22 protein-coding genes and 1 pseudogene are annotated in these 21,594 nt (G+C 47.1%); 20 read left to right on the top strand and 3 right to left on the bottom strand.

All coding sequences use genetic code 11. The features are described from left to right. Window positions 1–332 (bottom strand): annotated as a pseudogene (locus ACYVIL_RS13275) (hypothetical protein); the annotation flags it as partial. Window positions 333–698: 366 nt separating this feature from the next. On the opposite strand from ACYVIL_RS13275, the gene ACYVIL_RS13270 reads away from it, so the two are divergent. The 15 genes from ACYVIL_RS13270 (at window position 699) to ACYVIL_RS13200 (ending at window position 12,428) form a co-directional block, all read left to right on the top strand. Next, entirely contained in the window at window positions 699–1,025 is a 327-nt protein-coding gene (locus ACYVIL_RS13270) for a hypothetical protein (protein WP_048608521.1), read from the top strand. A 15-nt stretch (window positions 1,026–1,040) separates the two neighbouring features. After that, window positions 1,041–1,460, top strand: coding sequence for a single-stranded DNA-binding protein (locus tag ACYVIL_RS13265; protein ID WP_012368368.1), 420 nt, complete (start codon window positions 1,041–1,043; stop codon window positions 1,458–1,460). Window positions 1,461–1,539: 79 nt separating this feature from the next. Then, entirely contained in the window at window positions 1,540–2,358 is an 819-nt protein-coding gene (bet, locus tag ACYVIL_RS13260) for a phage recombination protein Bet (RefSeq protein WP_138686526.1), read from the top strand. Window positions 2,359–2,440: 82 nt separating this feature from the next. Continuing rightward, window positions 2,441–2,584, top strand: a complete 144-nt coding sequence (locus tag ACYVIL_RS13255) for a hypothetical protein (RefSeq protein WP_001963282.1) — start codon at window positions 2,441–2,443, stop codon at window positions 2,582–2,584. Window positions 2,585–2,644: 60 nt separating this feature from the next. Next, window positions 2,645–3,661 carry a YqaJ viral recombinase family nuclease gene (locus tag ACYVIL_RS13250; protein ID WP_115113641.1) on the top strand — a complete coding sequence of 339 codons (1,017 nt, stop codon included), beginning with the start codon at window positions 2,645–2,647 and terminating at the stop codon, window positions 3,659–3,661. Window positions 3,662–3,870: 209 nt separating this feature from the next. Further along, window positions 3,871–4,830, top strand: a complete 960-nt coding sequence (locus tag ACYVIL_RS13245) for an AAA family ATPase (protein WP_109247983.1) — start codon at window positions 3,871–3,873, stop codon at window positions 4,828–4,830. Window positions 4,831–4,832: 2 nt separating this feature from the next. Next, on the top strand, window positions 4,833–5,597 hold the full coding sequence (locus ACYVIL_RS13240; protein ID WP_444875404.1) for a hypothetical protein: 765 nt from the start codon (window positions 4,833–4,835) through the stop codon (window positions 5,595–5,597). Between the two features lie 98 nt (window positions 5,598–5,695). Next, complete coding sequence (locus tag ACYVIL_RS13235) at window positions 5,696–6,649, top strand: DUF3150 domain-containing protein (protein ID WP_460312751.1); 954 nt, start codon at window positions 5,696–5,698, stop codon at window positions 6,647–6,649. Between the two features lie 61 nt (window positions 6,650–6,710). After that, the gene (locus tag ACYVIL_RS13230; protein WP_104975171.1) at window positions 6,711–7,151 is read left to right on the top strand and encodes a hypothetical protein; all 441 of its coding nucleotides are present in this window, start codon (window positions 6,711–6,713) and stop codon (window positions 7,149–7,151) included. A 69-nt stretch (window positions 7,152–7,220) separates the two neighbouring features. Then, entirely contained in the window at window positions 7,221–8,876 is a 1,656-nt protein-coding gene (locus tag ACYVIL_RS13225; RefSeq protein WP_460312750.1) for a VWA domain-containing protein, read from the top strand. An 82-nt stretch (window positions 8,877–8,958) separates the two neighbouring features. Continuing rightward, the gene (gene radC / locus ACYVIL_RS13220) at window positions 8,959–9,456 is read left to right on the top strand and encodes a RadC family protein (protein WP_301420433.1); all 498 of its coding nucleotides are present in this window, start codon (window positions 8,959–8,961) and stop codon (window positions 9,454–9,456) included. Then, on the top strand, window positions 9,456–9,797 hold the full coding sequence (locus ACYVIL_RS13215; RefSeq protein WP_095500274.1) for a plasmid-related protein: 342 nt from the start codon (window positions 9,456–9,458) through the stop codon (window positions 9,795–9,797). Before radC ends, ACYVIL_RS13215 begins: the two co-directional genes overlap by 1 nt. Before the next feature lie 91 nt (window positions 9,798–9,888). Continuing rightward, the gene (locus tag ACYVIL_RS13210; RefSeq protein ID WP_460312749.1) at window positions 9,889–10,956 is read left to right on the top strand and encodes a DUF7146 domain-containing protein; all 1,068 of its coding nucleotides are present in this window, start codon (window positions 9,889–9,891) and stop codon (window positions 10,954–10,956) included. 88 nt (window positions 10,957–11,044) lie between these two features. After that, window positions 11,045–11,752: a hypothetical protein gene (locus tag ACYVIL_RS13205; protein ID WP_460312748.1), complete on the top strand. Its 708-nt coding sequence runs from the start codon at window positions 11,045–11,047 to the stop codon at window positions 11,750–11,752. Window positions 11,753–12,023: 271 nt separating this feature from the next. Next, the gene (locus tag ACYVIL_RS13200; protein ID WP_000023760.1) at window positions 12,024–12,428 is read left to right on the top strand and encodes a VOC family protein; all 405 of its coding nucleotides are present in this window, start codon (window positions 12,024–12,026) and stop codon (window positions 12,426–12,428) included. On the opposite strand, the gene ACYVIL_RS13195 is transcribed toward ACYVIL_RS13200, so the two are convergent. Both ACYVIL_RS13195 and ACYVIL_RS13190 read right to left on the bottom strand, forming a co-directional pair. After that, on the bottom strand, window positions 12,425–13,126 hold the full coding sequence (locus ACYVIL_RS13195) for a helix-turn-helix domain-containing protein (RefSeq protein ID WP_001901434.1): 702 nt from the start codon (window positions 13,124–13,126) through the stop codon (window positions 12,425–12,427). The genes ACYVIL_RS13200 and ACYVIL_RS13195 overlap by 4 nt on opposite strands. 99 nt (window positions 13,127–13,225) lie before the next feature. Continuing rightward, window positions 13,226–13,588: a DUF1801 domain-containing protein gene (locus tag ACYVIL_RS13190; protein ID WP_409546240.1), complete on the bottom strand. Its 363-nt coding sequence runs from the start codon at window positions 13,586–13,588 to the stop codon at window positions 13,226–13,228. Window positions 13,589–13,870: 282 nt separating this feature from the next. Between ACYVIL_RS13190 and ACYVIL_RS13185 the strand changes: the two genes are divergently transcribed. The 5 genes from ACYVIL_RS13185 (at window position 13,871) to merR (ending at window position 21,506) form a co-directional block, all read left to right on the top strand. Beyond that, window positions 13,871–14,830: an integron integrase gene (locus ACYVIL_RS13185; protein WP_460312747.1), complete on the top strand. Its 960-nt coding sequence runs from the start codon at window positions 13,871–13,873 to the stop codon at window positions 14,828–14,830. A 256-nt stretch (window positions 14,831–15,086) separates the two neighbouring features. Beyond that, entirely contained in the window at window positions 15,087–16,031 is a 945-nt protein-coding gene (locus ACYVIL_RS13180) for a thioredoxin family protein (RefSeq protein WP_460312746.1), read from the top strand. Between the two features lie 2 nt (window positions 16,032–16,033). Further along, entirely contained in the window at window positions 16,034–17,422 is a 1,389-nt protein-coding gene (locus tag ACYVIL_RS13175; protein WP_043116926.1) for a conjugal transfer protein TraH, read from the top strand. Between the two features lie 3 nt (window positions 17,423–17,425). Next, a complete protein-coding gene (locus ACYVIL_RS13170; protein WP_460312745.1) occupies window positions 17,426–20,995 on the top strand; it encodes a conjugal transfer protein TraG N-terminal domain-containing protein in 3,570 nt (1,189 codons plus the stop codon). A gap of 97 nt (window positions 20,996–21,092) precedes the next feature. After that, window positions 21,093–21,506 carry an Hg(II)-responsive transcriptional regulator gene (gene merR, locus ACYVIL_RS13165; RefSeq protein ID WP_191867221.1) on the top strand — a complete coding sequence of 138 codons (414 nt, stop codon included), beginning with the start codon at window positions 21,093–21,095 and terminating at the stop codon, window positions 21,504–21,506. Window positions 21,507–21,594: the final 88 nt, after the last annotated feature.

The raw sequence follows: 21,594 nt of genomic DNA, 5'->3' as shown, positions 1-21,594 counted from the left end.
CCAACCTGAGGCGAGCTTATTTTGGCGTTGAAGGTAATCGGGTCGGTGTAGTCAGGTACTTCATCGATACCGTTGGACTCCATCAATTTGTCTAAACGAGCTTGTTCGTTGTCTACCGCCTTAGCGCAATCCTCGATCAACTGGCTAATGATCTGTTCCACTTCATCAATTTCGTTCTCATCGCCGATGATGCGCAGGATGACATCGATTCCGTAAAGCGCACTGACCGTCCGTCTAAAAACACGGTCAACGACACGTTGCGCCTGTAAGCTATTAATTGTGAATGATTGTTCAAAGATGGGTTTTGAGTAATTGGGTCTTGCTTGGGCCATAAGTTTGCTCCTGATATGACAATAATCAGTCCCTAGCCTAATCCTCTGTGCGGTAATGGCCTTTCAGCTAGGTGGAAGAATTGAGCATCTTTCTAACTATCCTGTCTGGATAAGACGGTTACACTGACTATCAAATATTGCTGATCTGTTTCAGTGATATCTGCGCCTGAGAGCATGAGCTCAAAGGAAGCCCGCCGCTGAGTTTTCTCAGTGGTACTAAGAGGTAGCTAGCCTCCTTAAACAAATAGCCTGCATGTTTTTACATGCGCAACCATGCGTTCCTTACGGTTCGCCTTTTCACCACCCAACTGGGGGAGTTTTCCCCAGTTGGGGTGACTCCTTCACAACCAAATTAAGGAGTCACCAATGGAATATATCTTCGGATTTATTATCCAAATCGCAGGCATTATGTTGCTTGCAAAACTGAGCTGGTCGCTTTTGCGATTACTTGCTCGTCAAACCGTGCGCCCGTTTCGATTTGTACTTACTCAAATCAAGCGATTGCTCACACCAACATCAAAACGTCGTCCAATGGCAGTGCCTAAAGCTCCTGGTATGCCCCGTTTGACATCTGCGTTTTACAAAGAGCCACATCAGTACGACATGGCTTTACTCGAAATACCAACCTATCTGCGTCGTCAGTCTTCTTTGCCCAGTCGGGTAGAAGCAACTGTGTGCACAGAGTTCAACTAAGACGAGGAGAACATCATGAAAAACCAAGTAACACTCATAGGCTACGTTGGCTCTGAGCCAGAGACGCGAGCCTATCCATCAGGTGATTTAGTGACCAGCATTTCACTGGCCACTTCTGAGAAATGGCGCGACCGTCAATCCAATGAGCTCAAAGAGCATACGGAATGGCATCGGGTCGTTTTTCGAGATCGTGGTGGATTTAAGTTAGGGCTAAGAGCAAAAGATTTGATCCAAAAAGGAGCGAAGCTTTTTGTTCAAGGGCCTCAGCGCACGCGCTCATGGGAGAAAGATGGCATTAAGCATCGATTGACCGAAGTGGACGCGGACGAGTTTCTGCTTCTTGATAGTGTGAACAAAGCATCTGAGCCATCACCGGCGGATGATGCGAGCTCCCAAGCTAATTGGGCACAAACTTATCCTGAACCAGATTTTTAACCGAGCGATAACGCTTTAACCCAGCCGGGAGTACTTTCCCGTCAGGGGCAGACTCCCACTTTGATTGTCGGAGTCCATAATGGAAAAACCAAAGCTAATCCAACGCTTTGCTGAGCGCTTTAGTGTCGATCCAAACAAGTTGTTCGATACCCTAAAAGCAACAGCATTCAAGCAACGTGACGGTAGTGCACCGACCAATGAGCAGATGATGGCGCTCTTGGTGGTTGCAGATCAGTACGGTTTGAACCCTTTCACCAAAGAGATTTTTGCGTTCCCTGATAAACAAGCTGGGATTATCCCAGTGGTAGGTGTCGATGGATGGTCTCGCATCATCAATCAACACGACCAGTTTGATGGCATGGAGTTCAAGACTTCAGAAAACAAAGTCTCCCTAGATGGCGCGAAAGAATGTCCGGAATGGATGGAATGCATCATCTACCGGCGCGACCGTTCGCACCCAGTCAAAATCACTGAGTATCTGGATGAAGTCTATCGACCGCCTTTTGAAGGTAACGGCAAAAATGGCCCTTACCGGGTAGATGGTCCATGGCAGACGCACACTAAGCGAATGCTAAGACATAAATCCATGATCCAGTGTTCCCGCATTGCGTTTGGCTTTGTGGGAATTTTCGATCAAGACGAAGCAGAGCGAATTATCGAAGGCCAAGCAACACACGTTGTTGAGCCATCGGTGATTCCACCCGAGCAAGTTGATGATCGAACCCGAGGGCTTGTTTACAAGCTTATCGAGCGGGCGGAAGCTTCAAACGCTTGGAATAGTGCATTGGAATATGCCAATGAACATTTTCAAGGTGTTGAGCTGACGTTTGCGAAACAAGAAATCTTTAGTGCACAGCAACAAGCAGCCAAAGCGCTCACACAGCCTTTAGCTTCTTAGCGCCACGCATTCATTTTACTAACCCTGGCGGGATTATTCCCCCGTCAGGGGGAAGGTCTCGTCTTTTTTTTGGAGATCTTCCATGACTAAATCAGCCTCACTTTTTCGCTTGGTATTGGTTGTTGCCCTTGTCTTAGGTTCGATTCAAGCCGGTATAGCGGCAATTGATTCGGTTCAAGCAAGTGTTGTTCAGCACCAAACAGCGTTAGCACAAGCTGCAAAGTAACCACTTAACCCTGAAGGGGAGTTCTCTCCTTCGGGGGAGTCTCCCCTCAAAGGAGACAATATGAAGGTTATCGACCTATCACAACGTACTCCTGCATGGCACCAGTGGCGCATTGCAGGGGTTACGGCATCTGAAGCCCCAATTATTATGGGGCGTTCACCCTACAAAACACCGTGGCGATTATGGGCAGAAAAAACTGGATTCGTATTACCGGAAGACCTGTCGAATAATCCAAATGTGCTTCGCGGTATACGGTTGGAGCCTCAAGCAAGGCGAGCATTTGAGAATGCGCATAATGACTTTCTTCTGCCGTTATGTGCAGAAGCCGATCATAACGCAATCTTTCGAGCCAGCTTTGATGGCATCAACGATGCGGGCGAACCCGTTGAACTGAAATGTCCTTGCCAGTCAGTTTTTGAGGATGTGCAAGCTCACCGAGAACAAAGCGAGGCGTACCAGTTGTATTGGGTGCAAGTACAGCATCAAATACTGGTCGCCAATAGCACGCGAGGTTGGTTGGTTTTCTATTTTGAGGATCAACTGATTGAGTTTGAAATACAACGAGACGCGGCGTTCTTAACTGAGTTGCAAGAAACAGCGCTTCAGTTTTGGGAGTTAGTACAGACCAAAAAAGAACCGTCAAAATGCCCTGAGCAAGATTGTTTTGTTCCCAAGGGTGAAGCCCAATACCGTTGGACATCGCTGTCTCGACAGTATTGCTCAGCACATGCCGAAGTGGTCCGACTGGAAAATCACATTAAATCTTTGAAAGAGGAAATGCGAGACGCCCAGTCAAAATTGGTCGCCATGATGGGTAACTACGCTCATGCCGACTATGCTGGGGTCAAACTCAGCCGCTACATGATGGCGGGCACGGTGGACTATAAGCAATTGGCCACCGATAAGTTAGGCGAGCTGGATGAACAGGTTTTAGCCGCTTACCGAAAAGCGCCACAAGAGCGGTTGCGCATTAGCACCAATAAGCCAGAGCAGCCCGCTGAAACACCAATCAAAATCAGTCTTGAGCAAGATAACTTGGTTCTGCCAGGTGACTCGCCGAGCTCATTTTACTTTTAACGTTCACTTGGAGCCGATTTCGGCTCCTTTCTCATGCGCTTACATCGAGTGCATCAGAAAGCAGTTTCACTCGTAGCCAATGCTGGGTACGAATGATAGAGCGAGCTGAACTCTTACATACACAGCCATACCACAATCAACACACCACCCGACGGGGACTTCATTCCCTGTTGGGGCATGGGGCCTCGTTAAAACTAATGAGGTTTACCATGACTGAACAATCCCCATTTTTGGTTCAAGTGAATCAAGCGTTTAATGTCCCGGCTCCTGATGCTTTCGTTCTGGAAGGATTTAGTGCCGACACTACCCATCCAAACATTCCCGTTCGCAAGGACGAGTATGTTTTTAGAAAAGAAGACTTACGTGACGTATTGGCGTTCTTGTCTCACCCAGACGGTGACGGTTTGTATATTACAGGCCCCACGGGATGCGGTAAGACCTCGCTAATTTGCCAAGTTGCTTCTCGATTGAATTGGCCTGTTCAGCAAATTACTGCGCACGGTCGATTGGAGTTGTCCGATCTTATCGGTCACCACACGCTGGTTAATGGCAACATGACCTTTGTGTATGGACCGCTATCGCTGGCTGTAAAGCATGGCCATTTGCTGATCATTAATGAAATGGATCTTGCTGAGCCTGCTGAACTGGCTGGACTCAATGACATTTTGGAAGGTGCCCCGTTGGTTATCGCACAAAATGGCGGTGAGATCATCATGCCACATAACAAGTTTCGTTTTATCGCTACCGGCAACAGTGCGGGCAGCGGTGACCAGACGGGCTTGTATCAAGGTGTGCTTCAACAAAATTTGGCTTTTCTTGATCGCTTTAGAATCATCGAAGCGACCTATGCAGAGCCTTCTGTAGAGGAAGCCATTCTGGAGAACGTTGCGCCAGGCTTGCCAGAAGTCTTTCGCCAAAAAATGGTGAAAGTGGCTGGTGACATTCGCCGTCTTTTTATTGGGGGCGCGGATGGCGGTGCAGAACTTAGTATCACCATGTCCACTCGGACCTTGGTGCGCTGGGCAAAGTTAACACTTGCTTTTAAAGGCGCTCCTAACGCAGTGGAGTATGCACTGGTTCGGTCTTTGACGGCTCGTGCTGAGTTGGAGCAACGTGAAGCCATTCACCGTATTGCTGCTGATGTATTCGGTGACCATTGGGAGGATTGATGATGGAAAAGTGCTTTGCTCTTTACCGTTACAGTCATTCTGATGGGACAGCCAAAGAATGGGCCATTTACGTTGGAGCAGATAACCAGGAGATTGAAGTTCGGTTTGGAAAAGCTGGTCAATTGTCGCAGCAGCGATTGATTGATTCGACTGATCCTAACGCAGAAGCAGACCGAAGAATCAATGAGAAAATCAACAAGGGTTATCGATTGGTTGGACAAGTCGGCATTGATCATCAAGGGCGGCCATTTGAACTCTCAAATGCGCTTGATAGCGTCGCGTGCGCCAATAACGTCAGTTGGGAGTTTCGTACTCGCAAGGACGTCAATGGCCAAATCTCGCTGGCGCAAAAAGCGTTGTTCGATATGGCAAAGCTGCTTGAAGCCTATGGCTTGGCTGTTATTGATGATAACCAGGTCAGGATTGGAGAATGGTCATTAGGGTTTTCCAAAAGCGGATTACCTAGTACCAATCAAATCAGCATGGTGTCAGGTGAAGGCGCTGGCATTGTTAACACTGATGATGGCCCGTGGCCATTGTTGCTGTTACTGGCCTTTAAGCGTCAATTACCAGCATTGTGTTCGCTCACAGTAGCGAGTCCTGAAGGGATAGAAGTATCCGACCAACTGAAGTTGGAAAAAGATGTATTGAGGTTATTAGGCAGTGATTTAGAACGGGTTCGCCCGATAGCTGAAGCGCTGGATTTAATGCCTGTCAAAATCGATCTCAACCAATCGTCGCCTGATTCGCAAAATTACTATTTCTGATAGTGGTATTGCCATTAGCGCGTCAACTACTACCACCCAAACGGGGGCCATTGCTCCTGTTGGGAGTGGTGCGTCCCCATCTCGCATGAGGATGCACTATGAGTATTCAAACCCTCGACAAACTTTTGATTTGTCACATCGACTGTTCCATCTGGAGCGGTAGAAAAAAACTAAGGCCTGAAGATTTCAGATTAGCCAATGGTAGTCAACTTCCACCGAAGGATGTTGCCAGCTTAGGGAGTAAAAAAATTTGCGACCCAGAGGCATTGGCGAACTTTGAAAGGCTTAAGAAAGAAGCGCAGCGGTTGTGTGAGCAAGTCGGTGTGCGGTTTTTAGGTGGCTATGCCGTCCCTGAAGACCGAATTGATCAGATTGTTCCAGAGCTTGACCGGATCGGTCAGGAGTTTGCGCAGTGCAAGCAGTTGTTCTTGGACAACTATGATCAGGTGACGTTTGACTGGGTTGCAAAACACCCGGAATTTGCAGATGCAATCCGGCGTGCGCTGTCACCTATCGAAGACGTGGAACAACGGCTTCAGTTCGATTATGCCATTTATCGAATGCAACCGGCTGAACAAGCTGGTGGCTTAGATGACAAGGTCAATGGCATGGGACACACCCTCTTTAGGGAGGTGGCTAGTGATGCCAATGAACTGTTTGAGCGTTCCGTTGCAGGTAAGAATCAAATCAGTCAGCGTGCCCTTAATCCTCTCAAACGGTTAAGAGACAAGTTGGATGGTTTGTCATTCCTGGATCATCGAGTTCAACCGATGGTTGAAGCGATGGACAATTTATTTGTTCGTCTGCCGAAGACCGGCCCTGTGACAGACAATCTCTATCACGAACTGATGGCGACCATTTTAATTTTGTCTGATCCAGACAAGATGAGAATGCACGGTGAAGGCCAATTGGATATCAGGCAACTGATGCCCAAACCAGAACCTAAACCCGCACAGCCAGTATCTGCTCAGGCAGATAACTTGCGTGCAATACCCCAACCAACCGTCAGACCAAACCTTGGTTCGACTGTACCAAACTCATTTTATTTTTAACGTCCTTGAGGGCATGTTGCCCTGAAGGGCGCATGTCCTCTGAACTATGTAAGAGGAAATTATGCAATCAACCATCCATAACCCCAGCCAACTGAACCAGTTTGAAGCACATTTTCGTGGTGTGACTGATGCTGTTGAAAGTGAATCAATACCAGAAGTGGCGTGTTGTCGAACGTTAGTACAACGGTCGTACTCAACACATAGTGTAGTGATCCCCGAGAACCCAGTGCTGATCGCAGATGCGGACGCACAAGGAGCTTGGGTAACGGCCATGGTATTTGTTCCAAACATGGCATTGCAGCAAACCGCTTTTGAGCGCGCCTGGCTGCAATATCAACACGAGGTGTCTACTCAGTTACAAGACCAGTACGGTCTGACATTGGATGACATCCTGAGTTTAGACCAGCTTAAAACGTCATTTGAGCAGCATGAAAGTCCTGCTGAATTGGTGGCTTGGTTAGGTCAAAAATACGACCTGGATAAGCTAAAAGCACAGGTTTAAACACCTACATTCCCAGCGGGGAAACGCTCCCGCTGAAGGAGTATTCCCCCTAATGATTAGGAGACTCCCATGAATCATCCATTAAAAAACGCACTGCCAATCGTTGCCGCCGCTTATGGCGAAAAGTTTGGTGTGAAGGTGCTTATTCAAGGACAAGATGCGTTTACCGATGGTGAGCGGATTGTGATCCCAACAGCAAACCCAGACGACCCACACTATCAACAGATAGCTTGGGGTTATCTGGCTCATGAAGCGGCGCATATTCGGCATACCAATTTTGACATGGTGCAGAAGGCGTCGTCCAAGCCGATCCGTAAGGCACTTCTCAATATCATTGAGGACGTTCGCATTGAAAACGAATTGGCAAAGGATTACCCCGGAACCCGGCGCAGTATTTTGCAAGTGATTGAGTACATGGTGGACACACAGCAAATGTGTGTACCTGAACAGCCTGAGCCTGCATCTAACTTGCAAGCCTGGTTGTTGTTTCGCTTGAGATGCCATTTTCTGGGCCAGAAAGCACTGACGCCTTTGTATCAAGCTGTTGATGAAAGAGTGAGACAACTCTTTCCTGCCGCCGCGATGAGCCGGTTAAGCGCCATGCTGACAGCAGTGCCTAGCCTGGCATCTACAGGTGAAGTGCTGAAACTTGTCGATGCCATCGTTGCCATGTTGGAAGAAGAATCTCGTCCACCACAGGATGAGTCGGATGCTGATAACGGTGATGAAATTGGACAAGATGCGAGTAATGACAGCAATAGCAGTAGTGACAGTCAAACCCCGGAAACAGGTTCGTCTGCAACGGGGGATGCTGCTGAAACGGGAGATTCTGATAACGCTGATCAAGCTGACAATTTGCGACAAGCCTTAGAGGCCAGTGCCGCTCAGTTTGAACCCGATACCTTTGCCCAAGTGGCAGAAGTGTTGTCGGAACAAGCTGAAGGACATCAGGGCGTCACACCTCTCAGTTTGCCCCAAGCAGAGCAAGCTATGTTGGGTGATGAGGCCATCTTGACCTTATCGGCGTCTGAGTCGGCTCAAATTCGAGCCCGACTTAGGGGCATGGTTCAGTCCAGTCAGGACAATCGGAATCATGCCAAACGGCACGGTCTTCGAGTTGCAACTCATCGTCTTGCCGCTTCACAAGCAGGTGAGTCGAGATTGTTTATTCAAAGGCAACCTCGCATTGCGCCTAATGCTGCTGTGCACTTGCTGGTCGATATATCGGGTTCAATGGGTAAACCCATTGGCGAAGGTAATCGAAAGTACTTTCATGTTGCCAATGAAGCCGCTTTGGCTTTGGCCATGGCACTGGAAGGCATACCGGGTGTTGTACCTGCGGTCAGTTATTTTCCTGGTATTCATCAGGAAGTTTCTATCGCGTTATTGCCCAAGCAATCGGTTCGACATCGGGCCGCCTGTTTTGACCAAAAACCACGAGGTTGTACGCCTATGGCACAAGCGATGTGGTTTGCGGCAAACAGTTTGTTAGCGCAAAAACAGAAGCGAAAGCTAATGATAGTGCTAACGGATGGTGACCCAGATGATTGGGCTGCCACGCATGACATTGTTGACCGGTGCAGACGAAGTGGCTTTGAGCTGCTGGGAATAGGGATTCAAACACGCAGTGTTGAGAAATTCTTTCCTCAAAGCATCGTGATTAACGACGTCAAAGATCTGAAGCGTGAGTTATTCGAAGTAACACAACAACTGTTAATTCAGTAACCACATCAATTTTACCACCCTGCGGGGACGATTCCGTCCCCTTCAGGGAATGGGTTCGTCTCCGTTTTTTTTGGAGACTCCTATGAAAAACAAAAAATTCTTAGCTGGCGAAGAAGCCGGTACTTACATCGTTCCTGAGCAAGTGACTGAAGCGGATATTTTAGATATGGCGCTTAAGCTTGCCCGTGGTCGATTGAGTAAAGGTCGCAAAATTGAACAGCCATCATCGGCGTTCTCATACCTGCAAACACTGATGCACGAGTATGAGCACGAAGTCTTTGGCGTGCTGTTTCTTGATACAAAGCATCGCGTTATTCGATTTGAAGAGCTGTTCAAAGGCACTTTAGATGTAGCGAGCGTGTATCCAAGGGAAGTAACAAAGCGGGCGTTGGAATTTAATGCGGCAGCAGTGATACTGGTTCATAACCATCCATCGGGTGATCCTGAACCCAGTGAAGCTGATAAACGCATCACTCATCGACTTCGTGACGCCTTGTCACTTGTTGATATTCGAACGCTTGACCATGTCGTGGTCGCATCCGAGGGCTGCGTTTCGCTTGCCGAACGCGGTTATCTTTAATGAATGGGCGCATTGCCCATTCTCCTTCATCACAAAAGCAGTCCTATCAGCACACATCAGCACAGCTCGAATTTCTATTTGAGTTTGATGATGCCCCAGTCACTTGGTCTGACACGGAAATCTGGCAGTTACGCGAAGGCATTCTATTGGATGCGATCCGTGTATTGCTAGACGGTCGTGTCAGTACTCGATTGCGAAAGGATGTGTTGTCGTGGATTCAAAATGACGAATTAACGCCATTTTGCTTTCGTGTTTGCGCAATGGCTGCGGTTGTCGATCCTGATGTGCTTCGTGATTCCATCATGTGGCTATTAAGACGACATGGTATCCAGCTTGACTAACGTTCCTGCATTAACCAAACGGCTCAATGCAGGCCCAGAGCTGACTTTTACCACCTGTGGTAGGAGTCGGCTTTTTACTTAAGGAGGTTATATGGCGTTACCTTTACAAATTGACACAGTAAGGCCATATCTTAATGGCCAATGGCTTCAAATACTGGCGGCGTTGGTGCCAGAACTTGATGCCGCTATTGCTCGAAAAGGCCGTCATGTGGCTTGTCCTGTTCATGGCGGTCGTGATGGCTTTAGGCTGTTCAAAGATGCTGAATATACCGGAGGTGGCGTTTGTAACACCTGCGGGATCTTTCATGATGGCTTTGAACTGTTGTCTTGGATTAATGGATGGAACTTTGCTCAGTCTATTGAAGCAATCGGTCAAGCTCTAGGTATTCAACCCGGACAAGTACCAACTCGGGTAATACCGAGTAACGCCTTTGACTGGAAGGCTAGAAAGCAGGAAGAGGACAAAGCGATTATCCATCGCTTGAATCAAACCTGGGGAGAAACGTTTTCTCTTGCAGATACTCGTGCGCAACCAGTTTGGAACTACATGCATCGTCGTGGCATTGTTACCCGGCTTCGTCCTGAATGGGATTCGGTGCTGAGGTATCATCCAAACTTGCCTTACCATGATGAAGATGGCTTGTTTATCGATAGCTACCCAGCGCTGCTAGGTAAAATCGTTACTCAGCAAGGGCGTTCGGCCACGTTTCATCGGATCTACCTAAGTGAAGATGGATTCAAAGCGCCGGTTGAAAAGCCTAAAAAGATGATGCCGATACCAAGTGACAGAACAATCACTGGTGGTGCCATTCCGATAGGTGAGCCTGGTGAGGTATTAGGTGTTTCTGAAGGCATCGAAACAGCTTTAGCGGTTACCAGAGCAACGGGGCAAACATGTTGGTCGGTTGTGAATGCAACGCTACTGGCTAGGTTTGAACCACCAAGTAATGTGAAAATGCTGTACATCTGGGCAGATCACGATCTCTCTGAGACCGGCCTGAATGCAGCGAATGAACTCAAGAAAAAAGCCTGGCAGAAAGGCATTCTGAAACAAGTGTTGATCCCCCCGATACCAACGTCACTTGGCGTGAAAAGTTGGGATTGGAATGATGTGCTGAATGTTTACGGTGCCATGGGCTTTCCGAAAGTTCATATCTGATCCAAGGGGCTTCGGCCCCTTTTTTGCGCCTTGCATATTTGAAAAAACATGGAGAATGAAAAATAGATAACCAATAGGAGAAACAAACATGATGGTATTAACCCTGTTAACAAAGCAGACTGATGGTGAGTTTACGGTTTACTGGAAGACCGGCCTTCGAAGAGGTGGTGAGCTAAAGGTCGATTTAGGTGAGCAATACGACATGCTACCTGAGCAGCAAAAGCCAATTGCCGCTGAGCTCTATGCTATTCATCACCTACTGTCAGTGAAAGAGGTGATGGGGAGTAACCGAAGCGGCAATGGCCTTCAAATCCGGGTCAGTAAAGGAGCCATCAAAAAGTTACAGAAACAACGCTCAACCCAGCATTCACTTTACAGCCTGACTAGGTTTTTGCTCACTCGATACCAAGAAGCACAGATCTCGGTAGAGAAGCGGGACGATTGGCTCTCACATTCCTTCGAAGAATACAGCGTCGATAATGCTACAGTGAGAGAAATCGATGAGGTCATCAACGTTCCGAACATTGGACCTGTCGTGGTGACTCGTCATGCACTGGAACGGTTTGTGGAAAGGCTTTCAGACGGTGTACCTAAGTATCCTTGGAAGGCTTTGTGCACAAAGCTGTTATGTTCTGCGCTAACTAAAGCCGAGTTACCAGAAAGCGTCGCTACCAAAAAAGCAAAAAAATATGCACAAGAGGCCGAATTCTGGCAGCACGTGGAGAGCAAGATGTACTTTGTTATGATTACGGGTGACTCAATGAAGACATTGGTTACGGTTTTTGCAGTAAAGTAAGCTAATGTAGTATTCGCACTTTATGAATATTACTTATGTGCCAATTGCAGACATTCCAACTTTAAGGCTGTAAAGTCCGCTTTTAGGTGTTAGCAGAACGCCGCACTCTGCGGCAAATTTGGAGCGTAGCGGAAAATTTGTCCGACAGCAGTGCCTTGTTGGGCATTATCGTCTCAACTTTGGCCGAATTATTCAAAACAAGAACTCCCCCACTGAGTTAAGCTCCGCATTTGATGTTATCCCGTTCAGCGATAAATAAATTGGAGAAATTATGTCGATAAAATCTGCGAGCATGACCATCGTCACACAAAGCCTTCCCGATACGCGGAAGTTCTATGAAACTTACTTTAATGCACGCCCCATTTTCGACTGTGGCTGGTACGTAATACTTAGGTTGACTACTCGTCATCAGGAACCGGAAATCTGCCTGATGAGTCCACAAGAAGGAATGCAACCATTCTCTGGTGGCGCCTTTTTTAACCTGCTCGTGGAAGATGCTGATGAGCTTCACTCTCGACTAACCCAAGCAGGCCTGACACCAACGGTGCCACTGGAAGATCATCCCTGGGGCGATAGAGGATTCGGTCTGCTTGATCCCTCTGGCGTCATAGTTTATTGCTATCATCCTATTGCCCCAAGCCCCGAGTTCGAAAAGTACATCATGAAAGAAGGCTAAACGTTCTGGAATACATTGGGAGCAGACAGCCATTCAATGATCTGCTCCCGATTTTTCCGCAGCGTTACCGGTGTTACCCCAAACCAACGCCGGATTTCCCGGTTCATATGCGCTTGATCCGAAAACCCATGATTTGTGGCGACCGATACCAGCGAAACTTCAGACCGCACTATCTCCAACGTGGCCTGGCGAACGCGAGCCAGAGACTTCCAGAACCGTGGCGGGGCTCCGGTAATGTCGGCAAGTTTTCTTCTTATGCTGCGTTCACTTAACGACATAGACTGCCGCACTTCACCGATCCGCAACTCATCAATACATTCCGATACCCAAGAAGGCGCGGGGCTCGCAAAGTCATTAACCACGCCAATCAGCTTTCCGAGGATTTCATCACAATCACTTTCAGATTCCCATCCGTGGCAACTGGAAAACGAACTTTGTGAAAGAACCTGATCATCATGCTTTATGCACGAATCCTTCATATCCCATGGAAAGGTTACCCCCGCTGCCAACCGAACTCCAACAAATAGAGTGTCATCATCGCATACTACTTGCCGGGGGGCGGAATCCAAACCACTGCAAATAACGGTGACAGGACTTTCTTTCGAAACTATCGCGATCAGATCACGACAGCCATCCGGCCAAACAGAAAAGCGTCCCTCCGGTAGATTAGTGACCCACGAACACACAATCAAGCTCATAAGTACCCCGAACTACAAACTGCCCAACGCCAACAGCATGCGCGGCTGCGGAATGGAGGCGCAGCCGCAATGTAGTAGACGTCGCCGTGCCTGTGATTGTTAGGAATCTGCTCTCGCAGCCTCTAATGCTAAAGGAATATAGTGAGCTAGATGTTTGGACTCAATGTCGTTGACGGAGTACAGCTTCACGTGCCGACGGCCTTTCCCGCCACCTTCGAGATGCCCGAACTCATCCGCGACTTGGGCGCCTTTGTTAAACTCCACTGAAACATGCTTCTTGTATGCAAAGACACCGCAAAACTGAACGTCTGATGTGAACAGTATGCCGCCATACTTGACCTCTTCCGAAAGCGGCGAAACGACCGCCTTCACCAACTTGCGAACACCTTCAACCATCGAATGTTGTTCGTGGCCCAAATGGTAAATGTCGTCTACCAGTGTTTGAAGATCCTTCGTAGCCATGGCCAAAATTCCTAACAGTTATTATGTAGACCTCTCAGTAACATCCGAAAGGCAAAACAAATATATACCTATGAGTTTACTGAAAATCAATAACTTAAGAAGCTAGTTAAGGACTTAATTTACTTTTAATTTACGACATTACTGAGACTTCTCAGTAATGTCTCCACCCCAAAACGGGGTGATATTATTAATATCAATGCCTTATCTTGATTTAGCCTCCTTATCATCAGGTGTTACTGAGAAGTCTCAGTAACACACTCGATAATCAACAAAGGAGCTTACATGACTCGTTCACCTTTCCTTGAAAGCATCAGACAGGTTATGCGGACCAAGCATTACTCAATTCAGACTGAAAAAACCTATTTACTTTGGATAAAACGCTTCATTTTGTTTAACAAAAAACAGCATCCTAAGAACATGGGGGAACAAGAGGTAACTAATTTTTTGACATATTTAGCCGTAAACCGACAAGTTACGGCGTCTACTCAAAACTTGGCGCTTTGCGCTATCGTCTTCATGTATAAACATATACTTCAGAGAGAACTTACTTTACTACCTGATACGATAAAAGCACGCGCACCTAAACGGGTTCCATCCGTCTTATCTCATAACGAAGCAATGAGTATCATCAATCAGCTATCCGGTAGCTATAAACTGATGTTTTCGCTTTTATATGGTTGTGGGCCAAGGAAAGCAGAACTATTAATGCTAAGAGTTAAAGATATCGATTTTGAGTCAAGGAATGTCTATGTATTTCGTGGCAAAGGCGGTAAAGATCGAGTCAAGATGTTACCTGAAAAGCTTGTTGAACCCCTTAAATTGCATATTGAAAAGGTTCGTGATCTTCATGAAAAGGATCTTTGCGAAGGTGAGGGTAAAACAAGTCTCCCGTCAGGGCTCGCTCGAAAATACCCTTACGCAATTTCTGATTTTAAGTGGCAATTTATATTCCCATCATCTGTCAGGTGTAAGCATCCAGTGGATGGATATGTTTGCCGCCATCACTTGCATTGGACGTCCCTAACAAAGAAATTAAGGAGCGCTGTTATACGGTCAGGTGTTCAGAAACACGTTACCGCACACACATTCAGGCACTCTTTCGCAACGCAGCTTTTAAAAGCGGGAACAGACATTCGTACAGTTCAAGAGCTGTTAGGGCATACGGATTTGAAGACAACTCAAATATATACACATGTCATCGGTCAACATTCATCAGGGACAATTAGCCCTATAGACCGATAATTTCGTTTTAAATAAACCGGGCTTCATGTCCGGTTTTGCGGTAAAAGCGGTCATTCGCATGCGGATTGTGTTGAGGTGCTGAATCTCTGCTTTTCGCTCAAAGCGGTCCAATCATAAATTTGGCTCGTTAAAATTAGCTGTTGTTACTGGTCACAACAGCTAGTCAGAAAAACACACGATTCATTCATCTATCTGGCCAATCGCTCTTACCGGGATCATTAGCATGTTAGCTCTATGAAATTTTCTGGAGCTGACAATGAGAACCCCCTTGTTCCCTTGGTTCATCCTATGGGTGACCATCCCAATCATTATTTTCTTTCTATTCATCCTGCCCGCCCATGCTAGTGATGGGCAATTCTATCAGCGTGGTCAGGAAGGCTGGTTTTGGTATCAGGTCATTCCTGAGCCAGCGGAGGATGAAGAGCCTATAAAGCCGGAATCAGGTGCGGCAGAGTCGAGTCAGAGCGGGCTAAAGCCTTTCAGTGCTGCTTGGTTTCGTGAGCACATGCAGTCGTTCATGGACAAGGCTATTGATGAGCCGACGAATGAGAACGTCAGAGCCTATCTGTATCTCCAGCGAGTCATGATGGATAAGGGCTCACTATTTGCTGATGTTAGTCAGCAGGTGGTCATGGGTGATCCTGTTTTGGATGAAATCAGTCGCAGACCCTTGGCGACTTATGCTGCCAATCGGATGGATCGAGAAGCTGGCGCTCAACGTGATGTAGCTTTAGGTGAAGTAGCAAAACGGGCTGGCTTGTTCTTCTTCTATCGTTCGGATTGCCCTTATTGCCATGCTCAAGCGCCTATCATCGAATCTATGGCCTTGAACTATGGGTTCGAGGTGTTTGCTATTGCTGTCGATGGCTTGCCTTTACCCGGTGGAGAGTTTCCCAATTACAAAGTCGATTCAGGACAAGCACAAACCTTGTCCGTTTCGACTGTTCCAGCGGTCTTCTTAGTAGACCCGCCTAATGTCATCACTCCGATTGGCCAGGGCGCAATGAGCCTTGATGAGCTCAATAATCGAATCATTCTCGCAGCCCATCAAGCCGGTTGGATTGACGATCAAACTTACTATGCCACCAGACCTGTTCAGCCCGGAGTTTCACTTGCGATGTCAGCCCAAGAGCTTAACGAAAAGATATTACAGGACCCTGAGTTCCTTGTTCGCTATCTGCGTGCACAAGGAGGGTTATAACGATGAAAAAAGTATTTCAAGTATCGCTAATCGCCTGTGCGATTGGTTTTTCGTCTATGAGCCAAGCAAGTTTGCAACAGGAGATGAACCAGTTGTTTGGTTCAATGACCAACAGCACTGCGCCTGGTGTATTCGAGAGTCAACGACGTGGCGTTATATCTGGAGGAAGTGTTGTTGTTCGTAACAGGATCATGAATGAGAACCTCGTCTCCATGGTGCCACCGTCATTCCAAGCCGGTTGTGGCGGCATTGATATGTTCGCTGGAAGTTTGTCATTTGTTAACGCAGATCAGTTTGTTCAATTACTTCGCTCTGTTGCTGCAAACGCCAAGGGATATGCATTCCAATTGGCGCTCAGTGCTATGTGTGAGAAATGCTCCCAGCACATGGAGACACTACAAAAGAAAATCCAGCAGTTGAACGAGTATTTCGGCAATTCCTGTCAAATGGCTCAGGGAGTCGTGAACGATACCCTGGCTGCTTTTGGTAAAAAGGGGCAAACAGAAGCCAGCATGTTGAGCTCACTTAAAGGGGCTGGAGACGTTTTTACCAGTTGGAGTGAATCCAACGGTAAGAACCCTTACGAGAATGCTTCAAGTGTCGCGGCATCTGATGTGAACAAAACGATTAAAGGTAATTTGGTCTGGCGAGCACTGAAACGTCATTCGGCATCAAGCTGGTTTGCATCGGGGGATGACCGTTTTCTTGAAGCAGTTATGTCTGTGACGGGTTCGATCATTGTTGGTGATTTAGCGAATGCCGCTGATGGCCAAGGTAAAGCCCCAAAACTGACCAGACTGAATGGCAATAAAGTGACTATTGAGCATCTAATTCATGGTGGTAACGTCGCTATGTACCGATGTGACACAGTGACACAAGACGGCTGTCTGAATCCGACAATCACTAACGTGACCCTAACCGGGTTATCAACCCAGGTAGAAAATTTACTTCTTGGTACAGGTTCTAGTAACGGCATTATTTTTAAGTTTGCTCGAAATACAGGAGCTGCTAGCACCACCGAAAAGGCTTTTATGACCTCGGCTCCTGCGAGCATTGGGGGCATGATTCGAACACTTTCTGCATTAAATGAAGGGGCTGCAAGGTCGTTTGCTTCAAGAGCTGCGCCATTTATTGCTGTTGAGATGGCCCGAGCATTGGTTGAAGACATGCTCAATGCTGCTAGAAGCACCTCTGGTGTGGAAGATCATGCCTATGCGAAGTTGTTAACTGAAGACCTTGAACGTGCACGTCGCCAAATCAATGAGGAATACGCTGCGTTACAGCGAAGATACGGTTCAGAGCAAGAATTGCTGGCGCATTTTAATCAGGTGATTCAGACCATTCGCAAGCAGCGTTATTACACCGTTAAGTCTACGGCACTGGGGGAATAGATAATGTGGGAAATCTATTCCATCGGGGATTCGGCTTTTTTAGAACAGGTCCTGAATGCTGTCGCGATGATCACTGGTACAGGCGATTTTACTTCAATGGTTCGCATTGGCTTGCTCATTGGGGTATTGATGGTCTCTGTTCAGGCCTTAATGCAAGGTGGACGTGGGATTAACTTTCAACACGTTTTAGTCTCATGGCTAGTCTTTGCAACCATGTTTGGGCCCAGTACCCGAGTGAGCATTGAGGATGCGTACACGGGACAAGTTCGAGTGGTTGATAATGTGCCCATCGGTGTTGCTGCCGCAGGCAGTACGATTTCTACAGTTGGCTTTCAAATCACGCGATTGTTTGAAACGGCGTTCTCAACTCCCGCGATGACGGAATACGGCTTTGCATCCAGTTTACAGTCACTGATTAAAGTGAGAAAACAGGTGATGGATCGCTCTGGGTTGGGTGATGCAAATCGTGTCGGCGGTTCGGACATAGAGCAATCGTGGTTTAACTACATCAAAGAGTGCACCTTGATTGGTATCGACATTGGCCAAAAGAACCTCGATCAGGTGCTGAGTGATCCTAACCCGATGACTGCGCTTAGGTTTGATTCGCGCATTTATGGCACTCGAATCATGCTCAGTGGTAGCAGTAGCGATCTGGACTGCACCGATGCCTATAGCCAACTGAAACTCATGACAGAATCAACCTTCATTCCAAGGCTTAAACAGGTTCTGTCAGCCTCATTGGGGACTTCGTCAGCAACGGACACTGATGACGTGATCCGAAATGCACTGAATAACCTTGGTTTGGCTTCGGTTAACACCCAAGAGTATATGACCGCGTCAGTGCTTTTGCCTATTTATGAGCAAAGCGTGACGGGCAAGTATATGGATGATCAAGCTTTCACCGCCGCCGTTATGGTTAATCAAGCGATTGAACAGCGCAATACACAATGGGCGGCGGAGCAGACTCTTTTCCAAAGTATCGTTCGTCCGATGATGACGTTTTTTGAGGGTTTCATTTACGCCATCACCCCTTTGATGGCCTTTGTGATAGCCCTTGGCCAAATCGGGATGCGAATGGCTGGGAAGTACTTGTTAATCCTGCTTTGGATTCAACTTTGGATGCCTGTCATGGCTATCATTAACCTGTATATTCATTTAACCGTTGCAGGGAAAATGTCGGCTCTTGATGCCTTTGCAGGTACAGAAGTGCCATCTTTTGCTGGGATGATGCAGATGGATTCAGTGCTGCAAACCTGGATAGCTACTGGCGGCATGTTGGCGTCGAGTGTTCCGGCAATTTCGCTCATGCTCGTGTATGGCTCAGCAATAACTGCAACCCACTTGGCTGGACGTCTTCAAAACGGTGATGCCATTGATGAAAAGATGGCAAGTCCAGATGTCGCGAAAAATGCCCCGGTGATGCAATCACAGTCAATGTTCCAAAATTCAGCCCTCACGGGTTCTGCAATGACCGGCGCGTCAAACTTACTAAGCAGTTTCTCTGTCGGAAACGCAGTGGGTTCAATGGTCGGCTCTGCAAAAGAATCCATGACTCAGGCAACTCAAGCCTTTAGCCGTCAGGTTGGCAATACCATGAGTCGAACCTTTGGTGAAAAGCTAAGTTACGACAACCTTTCTTCGGTTGGACGTCAGATCGGTTCTTCTAATTCCGCATCTAGCGCCGTTGTTAATCAGGTCACTGATGACCTGCAAACACGGTATGGTTTCGGAGACGATAAAAAAGACGCTGTACGTGGCTTGGTATCGGGCGTGTTATCGGGAGGCCTAAGGGTCGGTGGAGATGGAACCATTACAAATACCGATGATAAAGAAGTAGCAGATAAAGGCTTCTTGGGAAGATTACTTGGTACAGGGGGGAATGACTCCCGACAAGGTAACTTGCCTGGAGTCGATAAGCCCGAATCCTCAAGAGTGCCAAAAATATCACGGTTACGAGCAGGCTTGGATTTAGGTGGAAACTTTAGTGGCCAAGTTGAGTCGTCAGAAGGCAGTTCTCGATCAACGACCGCAAATACACTCACTGGGGAAATGCAAAGCTTGGCATCGAGTGATTCACGACGTGCTGAGTATCGCGATGCAATGGTTAAGGACCTTTCAGATTCAAGACGTTCTGGTGTTGAAATGTCGTTGTCTAACCAAGACTATCAGTCACTTCAGAGTTCAGCACAAGACGTTATCACGGCATCAAACCGCTTTAATGAGCTTGATCAGGCCAGCTACAGTCTATCAGGACAAAGGAACACGGATGGTTCGACGTTAACTCGATTAGCAGCGGATAATCCTGAAGTCATGGATTATTTAGGTCGCTATATGAACCAGCATGTTGAAGCAGGTAACCGATTACGTGAAAACCTTCCAATGTATCAGCGCTTGCTACCTGATGATAATCAGGCGTATGTGGCCGCAGCTATGGAGTCTTTAACCTATAGCAACTCCTCAACGCCCGCTGAACGAGACAATGATTATCAAGCAGCAATGACTGTTATGGCCATGGCTACCGGAGCCGATTTACGATCAATTCAACCGCGCTCTAATGAAGGCTTGTCATCAGCTGCACCTACTTTTGGTGGTGCTCAAAGCCAAGTTGAATCGGGTGTATTGGGCGGCTACGAGGATGCAGCAACAGTTCAAACTCAGTTCAACGCAGCTCAATCGGCTTACCAAACCAATCTGTCTGGTATAGATGGACAGTTGAATGCGCATCAGCAGCAAGCCCAACAGGCCGTAGCTACTGACACAAGTACCTATCAATCTGAACTAAACAGTGAAGCTGGATCTCAGTGGCGATCACGTATTATGGCTGATGATAGCGGAGTTTCTGGTGCTGAAATGTTCTTCAACAGCGCCAGTGCTATTGGTGATTTCAGTGGCAAGCATACTGATGCAGCTCTGCATACCCTGAATCACTTTGGCGAAGACTATGAGAGTTACAAAGAACAAGCGCTTGAAGATCCTGGCTCACGAGGTTTCTTGCACAACGCTACTGTGGCCAGCAAATCAACCTGGGATGGCTTAAAAGCCGCCGTTGATGCCGGAACCTCTTTGGAAAACCCATTGACGGCGTTTAATGATGCATACAGTGGATCGAGTTCGCAGTATGCCTCCGAAGTAAACTGGGGCACTAAGTCTGAAGCCATGTTGGCGGGGGCATTCGGTGCGGCAGTTAATAATCGATATGGTGAGTTTCTAGAGCAGTATGCTGATGATTTTAAACAGGAAGCATACAGCGAAGGGCAGAGAATGGGATTGACCCCGATTCAAAGTCAAGTTTTCGCTCAAGCTTTCAATGAAGGTTTGGCGGGGCGCGTTTTCAACTCTGAAGACTCATCGAGTTGGTCGCCTGAAATGCTTGGTCTAAGGGAGCAAATGCTAAATGAGTATCGTCAAAAGGATGAGAGTGGCGCTTACATCTCTGACAGTGTGTCTGATGAAGATAAAGCATTTGTGGATAAGCAGATTGCAGTGATCTCAAATGCATCCCTTGCGGGAGATTATGCTCAGAACAACTTGATCGATATTAGGGCATATAACCAGGCATCAGGAAATAAATAAAACAAGGAGTAGAAGCTCAAGGCTAACGAAGTTTTATGGCTTAATTACGTAGATAGGGATATATTTCTCCGTACTTAGATACGGAGAAATATAACACATGTACACAATTGGAAAATTAGCCGAACAAGCTAGTATCAATGTTGAGACTGTTCGTTATTACGAACGACGTGGTCTTATAGAAAAACCTGAAAAACCGCATCTAGGCTACCGACTTTATCCTTTGGCAACATTAAACCGAATAAAATTCATTAAACGTTCCCAAGATCTTGGGTTCACTTTGGAAGAAATCTCCAATTTACTCAGCCTTAATGACACTCCCTGTATAGAAGTGCAAGAAATGACTTTACACAAGCTTGCAAGTGTGAAAGCCAAAATAGCAGGTCTTCGCCGCTTAGAAACCGTTCTCACAGAATTATTGAATGAGTGTAATTCTAATACTAACCAATCCCACTGTCCCATTATTGATTCCCTACTTGGGGTTCTAGGGATTTTCCCCTCTAAAGTAACATAAATCGCCATACTCACCATATTTAAAGGCATACAAAGGTGGGTTACTTCTCCAAAGTATGGCAAATTATGAGGTTAACAACCCCTTAAAC

It is taken from the genome of Aliiglaciecola aliphaticivorans (genome assembly GCF_054782055.1).
The sequence above is the reverse complement of the archived record's forward strand: the minus strand, read 5'-3'. Positions and strand labels throughout refer to the sequence as shown.